8 protein-coding genes are annotated in these 7,323 nt (G+C 35.9%); 3 read left to right on the top strand and 5 right to left on the bottom strand.

From position 1 onward, the window contains the following. Together H4K33_RS15930 and mobC are read right to left on the bottom strand one after the other, a co-directional pair. A partial coding sequence (locus H4K33_RS15930) for a relaxase/mobilization nuclease domain-containing protein (RefSeq protein ID WP_182650787.1) occupies positions 1-527 on the bottom strand: 527 nt, incomplete at its 3' end. After that, positions 524-916, bottom strand: a complete 393-nt coding sequence (gene mobC / locus H4K33_RS15935) for a plasmid mobilization relaxosome protein MobC (RefSeq protein WP_182650790.1) — start codon at positions 914-916, stop codon at positions 524-526. The genes mobC and H4K33_RS15930, both read right to left, overlap by 4 nt. 713 nt (positions 917-1,629) lie before the next feature. Between mobC and H4K33_RS15940 the strand changes: the two genes are divergently transcribed. From H4K33_RS15940 to H4K33_RS15950, 3 genes are all read left to right on the top strand, one after another. Continuing rightward, a complete protein-coding gene (locus H4K33_RS15940; RefSeq protein WP_182650792.1) occupies positions 1,630-2,094 on the top strand; it encodes a hypothetical protein in 465 nt (154 codons plus the stop codon). Between the two features lie 747 nt (positions 2,095-2,841). Continuing rightward, positions 2,842-3,924, top strand: coding sequence for a replication initiation protein (locus H4K33_RS15945; RefSeq protein ID WP_182650794.1), 1,083 nt, complete (start codon positions 2,842-2,844; stop codon positions 3,922-3,924). Positions 3,925-3,931: 7 nt separating this feature from the next. Beyond that, entirely contained in the window at positions 3,932-4,072 is a 141-nt protein-coding gene (locus H4K33_RS15950) for a hypothetical protein (protein WP_182650796.1), read from the top strand. A 152-nt stretch (positions 4,073-4,224) separates the two neighbouring features. Here the strand turns inward: H4K33_RS15950 and H4K33_RS15955 are convergent, their stop codons facing one another. The 3 genes from H4K33_RS15955 to H4K33_RS15965 all read right to left on the bottom strand — a co-directional run. Next, positions 4,225-5,805 carry a type IV secretory system conjugative DNA transfer family protein gene (locus H4K33_RS15955; protein WP_182650798.1) on the bottom strand — a complete coding sequence of 527 codons (1,581 nt, stop codon included), beginning with the start codon at positions 5,803-5,805 and terminating at the stop codon, positions 4,225-4,227. A gap of 23 nt (positions 5,806-5,828) precedes the next feature. After that, on the bottom strand, positions 5,829-6,209 hold the full coding sequence (locus H4K33_RS15960) for a hypothetical protein (protein ID WP_182650800.1): 381 nt from the start codon (positions 6,207-6,209) through the stop codon (positions 5,829-5,831). Between the two features lie 11 nt (positions 6,210-6,220). Continuing rightward, positions 6,221-7,323, bottom strand: a 1,103-nt coding sequence (locus H4K33_RS15965) for a hypothetical protein (RefSeq protein ID WP_182650802.1), incomplete at its 5' end; no start/stop codon positions are given.

The raw sequence follows: 7,323 nt of genomic DNA on the forward strand, positions 1-7,323 counted from the left end.
TGCTTGGTTGTAAAGCGATAGCCTTTTTCTTGGCTCGGGTCATAAACTACCTTTCGCCCTTGTACCCTTTGTAATTCGTGCTTTTGCTCTAATTTATCGGCTACTACTTGGCATTTATTCTGAACGTATTGCGTACTGATATTGCTCTTATCAAACCCGACTTTGTTTATTACGATGTGATAGTGTTCGTGCTTCGCATCGTTATGCTTTACTATTACATACTGATTATTTTCGGGTGTCGCTCCGAACTCTTTCGCTACATCATTCAGAACTTTATCCCTCTGCTGTGGTGTTAGTTTCTCATTCTCTTGAAAAGATACTGACAAGTGGAGCACTGGTCTTGATGCTTTGCTGTTCTCTTGGGCGACAAATCGCATCTGCTGTGCCTTTTCTTTGGCACTACCAAAACAATTAACCTCTTGCAAAACTTCGGGGCGTTGCTCTTGGGTTAGTCCTTTCTCGTGTTCTTTCTCAACGTAAGAAAGTACCCCCGTAAAGCCTTGCCCTGTTGTTGCATTGATTATCATATATTCTGCGTTATCTTAATCATTAATTGTTGAATTAGTTTGATTGTATCGTGCAAATCTTTGTCTAATTCTTTGGTTTGATGTGTGTATTTTGTGAGCTGATTTAAGTTGTTTGCCAAACCTAAAAAAGTACGCTTGTCAATCCCTAAATTATGGCTTGAAATTTCGGGTGCTTTTTCCTCTGTTTTTTCCTCCAATTTTGGAGCTGAAAAAATCACTCCATTGAGTAAGATATCTCGAGTAAAATCGCTCACGTTTTTACCTGCTCGATTAGCATTTTTTTCAATGCGTTTTTTTTCATCTGAAGAAACACGTATCAAAATATTTTGATTGCGTTTTTGTTCTTCAGATTTATAGTTACCTCTTTTCTTTTCGTTCTGTTTTTCCATAAAAAATTGCTTGCGATTTTTGCCAAAAGTTCGGAGAACTTTTCCCCCGAATTTTTAGCGAAGCGTAAAAAAATTCGTACCCCGTAGGGCAAGGTTCCAAATAAGTATATCAATGAAGCGTAGCGAAATTGTATATACGTTTTGGCACCTTGCTTCTTCATCAGCACGACAAATATAGTAAATAAAACATTGCCAAATGTTTTAATTGCTGTATTTGTGATTTTTACGATTATAGAAAGCGAGCAGCTTTCTATAATTGGGAAAATCTATGCCCCGATTAAGGGGCATCACATTGGCTTTTCAAAGCCAATCCCTAAGCCTTTGAAAAAGGCTCTTATCAGAATGGCTTGTGTCGAAAAAAAGGAAAAGGAAATTCTTTCCTTTGGCTTTTTTTTGATTAGAAAAAGCCTTTGAAAAAGGTCTTTTTTGATAGGTCCAAAAAAGGGGCAAAGTAATTTTTTATACATATATAAAATCAAGGATAAAAAGATATGATAAAGAGGGTGCTAAAAATGCTTAAACGAGGAGTTAAAATAAGGCTGATTTTAAGCCTTAAATTGGTCGTTCCTATGAAAAAGAACAAAAAACGAAAAAAGAGGTCTTAAATCACCGATTAATATTTGTAATTACAATTATAAATATTTGATATTCAATTTGTTATATTAAAAATAAGGTTGTACTTTAGCCTATGAAATATTAAACGTATAATAATTATGAAAAAATCAATTTTCGCATCTGTTTTGATGCTTGCTATGGCTATGACTTCTTGTTCATCTGATGACAATTCAGCAACGCCAGAACCAACAACTAAAAATTATATTATTCACTTCAATCATCAGAGAGATTTAAACTCTGTTTTGTCGGATAATGATTTTCAATTAGCTGTTACGGTTGTAACTGATAACCCACAAAGAGAGCAAAAAGAAGCTCAAGAATGGGAGCTTCTATTCTCGGACGACATTACAGCCACTTATCACTATATAGGCGATAAGAATAAGCATTTAATTGTTTTCGGTGCTCCAAACGCTAAATCAGTAGCCGTAAGCTACATTGTAGATGGCGAGGTTGCAGAGAATACCAATTTCAAAAGCAATATAATAATGGTTATGAATGGTAAGAGAGAGGAACGATCGAAATCGTTCACAAAAGAGGATAACATTTGGAACGTGCTATTCTAACATCAAAACAACAAATAAAAAGCCTGCAAGAGATTGCAGGCTTTTTTTATACTTCATCTTTTCACTTCATCAATAGAGGAGGGAACCCCCTCCATTGTTTCAGCGATAAAACTTCGATAGATAGAAAAGTTAACTCTATTATTCGTTTAAAGCGTTCATTACTTCGGCTCTATCAACGATATCGCTTCTATCTGCTTGGTGCATCAATAGAAGCAATCCTAAATCTTCAATATTTTCTTCAACCATATCTAAGTAATTATTTAAACAAAGATATAAATATGGTTTAAAAGGTTCAAAGTTATAATAATTCCGACACTTTTAAACGTAATACATTAAAAATCAAATAGTTACAAAAAAGTCGCGCGGGCGGAACACTTTTTTCTCTCTTGATTTGATTTGATTTTCTTTTCTCACTTGATGCAGATGTACTGACATATTGACATAACTTATTGAATTTCAACAGAATAACTTCCTTTAAAAGACTATAATTATAAATAAATTAATTATAGCTTATAGATTATAACTTATCGGGGTTTTTAAAAAACTTCGGGAACACCTTGTTTTATTGGGGTTACGAGCGTTTTTCAAAATCTGAACTACGACTTTTTGAATACTTAACTACGACTTTTTGAATACTAACTTTGATACTTAACTACGACTTTTTGAATACTATCTGCGACTTATGTTTTTTGTGTCGTAATTTTGTTTATCTTTGTATTCATCAAGTCGTAATAAAACCACATAACTATGAAAATCAATGATAAAGAAGTTCTCCAAAGCTACATACTTACTACTGCTAAGTATGATTATTCAGTCTATGAGAAACGCATATTATATCGCATTATAGAACTAAATCAAAACTTATTAGAGGGAAAGAAACTTAACTCAAAGTACGCTGTTAATCCTACTCTACATCGTTCTGTTGAATACAATATGCCTTATTCTGCGTTCTTAACTGACGAGGACAAAGACAAGAACCATAAACGAATAAAAGAAGCCTTTAGAACCTTATCACAAAAAATCATAGAGTATGAGGATAATATCGTTTACAAGTGTGCAGGGATAGTCTTTAACGTGAATTTAGAGAAGCGAAAAGATACTATTACATTCTATGTTGCTGATTGGATTTACAACGCTCTTATGGACTTCTCAAAAGGCTATCGCAAGTATGAGCTTGTTACTGCTATGAGCTTTCAATCCGAATACTCAATGCGTTTTTATGAGTTGTTCTCTAACCAATCAAAACCAATTAATTACAGCATTGACGGACTAAAAGAAATGTTTAAAATCTCTGATAAATACATTGGTCGTCCTGCTGATTTCATAAAAAGGGTTGTTATACCTGCAAAGAAAGAACTTGACGAGAAAAGTCCGTACACATTCATTTACAAAGAACTTAAGACTGGGCGTAAAATCACTTCTTTACAATTTATCCCTATCTACCAAGCTGACAAGGAAAACAAGGACTTAAAAGCAAAGCAATTAGGCAAACAGACATCTACACGCTTCTATCTTGAGCCAACGGATAAAGAGTATTTAATGGCTCAATATGGGTTTACAGAAAAAGAGATAAAAAACAACTGCGATTTATTCGAGGAACTTTACCAAGTCTTAGACAAAGGCGAATTAATAGACAAATTAGCCGATTTAAGACGATTTGCGAGCGAAACTATAAATCCGAAAGGGTATGTTATAAAATCACTTAAAAGTCTTTTAAACGACGTAAAAACAGCTAAAGAAGAAAAGAAAATCAAAGCTGAGAAAACAATAAGAGAGAAAAGGACAAGCGAGAGCCAAAGTCTTGCTGATGTATTGGGTAATTTCAAATAATAGAACTATGTCAAAATCAAAAGAAAACAAGACTTATACACTTGATAGTGTAATTGATGAAGTAATTGGAAAGGTCGGAACTCCGAAACGTGATGAGTTTGAAAAACGTATCACTACAGAAATACAAAAGGGGGCAAAGCTAAGCTAAACCCCCATTTTGAAATATCAAACCATATAACAATTGCATATGTTTTGAGTCGCAAATATACGCAAAAGCACCAAGATATAACGCTGCCGAAATGAAATGTAGGCAGATCGTTTTATCCTGGTGCTTTTATTCTTTTCCGTAAAATAGAAAAGTTAGTCCTCTATCTTAACCAATATGTGTGATACTTCGTATTTTACATTGTCATAAGCTCTTTGTAAGTCATACTCTGTAACTGATTTAAAAGGCAGTATATCTGTTTTAGTGAACTTACTATCCATTGGGATATTGCTTAGTCCTTGTCTTGTTCTTCCCTCTGCTAAGATTGTGTAAAAACTTCCCGTATTTAGATTTGCAACGTCTTGTGCTTTAACGATGTCAGTTTCTCGAGTGCTGTATGTATTAGCCTTGTGAGAGTTAAAAATAAGTCCTCTTTCTTCATTCTGTGATACTACTTGCTTTTCAGCCTTTCCAAATATGTCGCTCACTCGCTTTGCTGTTAGTGGGTTAGGTGTTCTTCCATAGAACTGATTACCTAAGTTAGAAAGGATAGTATCTGCTTTCTCTTTTCCGTATTTATCGACTATCTGTGATATATCTTGACAAGCTAAGATAGTAGCAACTTTATTGCTTCGTGCTGTTGCAGGAAGTTGCTCTACATTAGGAACAAATACTGTCGGAAACTCGTCCATTAGAAAGACTGATTTCTCTTTGTCTTGTCTATTCAACTGCTTGCTTACACTCGTTAAAATCAATCCGATAACAGGTGCGTATGTGCTTGTTAGTGTTGGGTCATTCCCTAATACTAAAATTCCTTTTTTATCGCTGTCGTTTAACTCTAAGCTGAAATCTGAACCCGTAAGTAAGTAGTATAATTCGTTGCTGTTAATCTTAGCTAAAGCAACTTGCAACGAGGTAACTTGTCCTGCAAGTTGGTTATCTGCTCCCTGCATATAAGCCATTGCCAAAGGTGCTACCATATCTGAACACTTTTGATTAGTCATAAGTGTATGCAATAAGGCTTTAAAATCAGGCTGTAAAACCATTGCAATAGCGTGTGGTAATGTACAATATTGAGGGTGTTCGCATCTTAAATACCAAAATACTGCCGATAGTAAAGTAACCGAGTTATCACTCCAAAAATCGGGTTTTGATATCATTGAAGTATTTAGATTTGCAAGGACTGAAAAGGCGAATTCTCGAGCGTAACTCTCATTCTTCATCAGTTCCGGTGCAATTGGGTTTATTCTGTGACTTCGGTTAAGGTCTGAAAAGTTTACATAGTAGGGTGTGATATCGCTGTTCTCATACGCTGTATTCACATACTTAGCCAATTCGGGGAATTTAAAATCGTAAATAACTCCCGTAAATCCTTTTCGCCCTGCCTGCTTAATGATTGGTTCTACAAGGGATTTAGATTTTCCCGAACCTGCTCCACCCGATATAAAAACTCCTGCGTATGGGTTCTCAATCGTGGTCGTACCATTGATTTGTATTTCGTTGTTGTTTCTGTTGTTATCGTTTACACTGGGTGCGACTTTAGGTTTTAAGAATTTATAAATTCTGTAACCTCCGTAAGCTATTGCCCCGATGAAAATTAAGCCTGCTAAGCGTTTATTCATAAATGTAAGCATAGTAAGTGCAAACCACGCTACAAAAGCGATAGCACCCCACTTAATTAGCTTCATAAATACGCTTCCTTGCTTCTTCTGATTGTCAAATTGTAATTGTTTCATAGTTCTGATATTTCAAATGTTTATTAAAATCTGTTTTGCCCCTTTTCTTTATCTCTTTTTTGTTCTTGATTATGGGCTTTTCTCGCAAGCTCTGCCCTCATTATGTTGTATTTAGCTTGCTGTACTTGAGCGTTACGCTCTTTGTCTGTCGCTCTCTCTTGAGTTGCCTTATTTCGCTCAAGGTTCTTGAGAGCTGTTTCCATTTGGTGGTAGTGTACTTTGTTCTTACTATCCATAAGAATAGACTTGTCCGAGTCTTTGGATATCACAAAGTTATATCTTGCCCCCTCTTTGGCGATGTGAAGTGTGTACCCTTTTTCTTTTAGGTCTGCTTGTAGCTCTTGGATATTAGTATTCTTAATATCTCGCATACTCCGTTCTAAAGCGTATTCTGCATCATTCATAGTGATTTGTTTTAACGTCCTAAACCTCGTTTTTTATCCTTGTTCTTCTCAAGGTTCTTCGCTCGGTTGGCTTCCATTTGGTTAGTTAATTTCTTAGCTGTGCTATTCTCTTGAGTAGCTTCTTTCTTGTGTCCTTGCTCATTTTTCTTGGCTTGAGCAATCTTCGCTTTTAGTTCATTTTTCATATTGATTACGATTTTATATTGGTCTCTTTCTTCGTTCTTAAGTTCCTGCTGTACTTTAGTCATTGGATAGGCTTCGTCTTTAGGTCGCTTCGGTTCTGTTGCTTCATACTTAGCCTTTGCAAGTCTTTCATTGTAGGCTTTTTCTTCTTTTCCAAAGAATAGAGGTACTTTCTTCGGCTCTGTTTGCATTAACTCGTCATACTTAGCCTTGTTATCAAGATACTGCTTAAACTCTTGGTGTCGCTTGCTTTCGCTTGCGTGCATCTGTTTAAGTTCTGTTATATCTGTGGTGCTGTAATTCTTGTTATCATAAAGCATTAACCTGCCCTTTTCCTCCTTGACTTCAAAGTCTTTGTCTAAACTCTGATAACTCATTTTAAACCCGTGTTGAGCGTTGTTTCTATTCTCTTGGTCTAACTTTTCTATCTGTCGATGAACTCCTTTAACCTCGTTAAAAATCTTGATTTCGTGATTGATTTCTAACTTTTCTATTTTACGGCTGTCGATAGCTTGTTCCTGCTGTGGCTTGGCTCTGTTCGCTTCGATATTCTTTTCTACTTCCTTAGCCTTAACCTTGATGTCTGTTCCCTTTATAGATGCTCCATTGTAGATATATTTTGTACCCGATAAACCTCGTACATTGGTTGTGAGCTCTGCTCGAATGCCTTTCTCTGCAAGTCTGTCTTTGAACTCTGTAAGGCTTCGGCTTTCAGCCATTGCCTTAGTTACGTGTTCTTTTACATATTCTTTCTTTGGTGTTATGGCTTGACTTCGCTTTTGCATACCTGCAAGATCCCTTTCTTGCTTGGTTGTAAAGCGATAGCCTTTTTCTTGGCTCGGGTCATAAACTACCTTTCGCCCTTGTACCCTTTGTAATTCGTGCTTTTGCTCTAATTTATCGGCTACTACTTGGCATTTATTCTGAACGT

The sequence above is a fragment of the Myroides sp. WP-1 genome (genome assembly GCF_014145635.1).
Lineage (GTDB): Bacteria > Bacteroidota > Bacteroidia > Flavobacteriales > Flavobacteriaceae > Flavobacterium.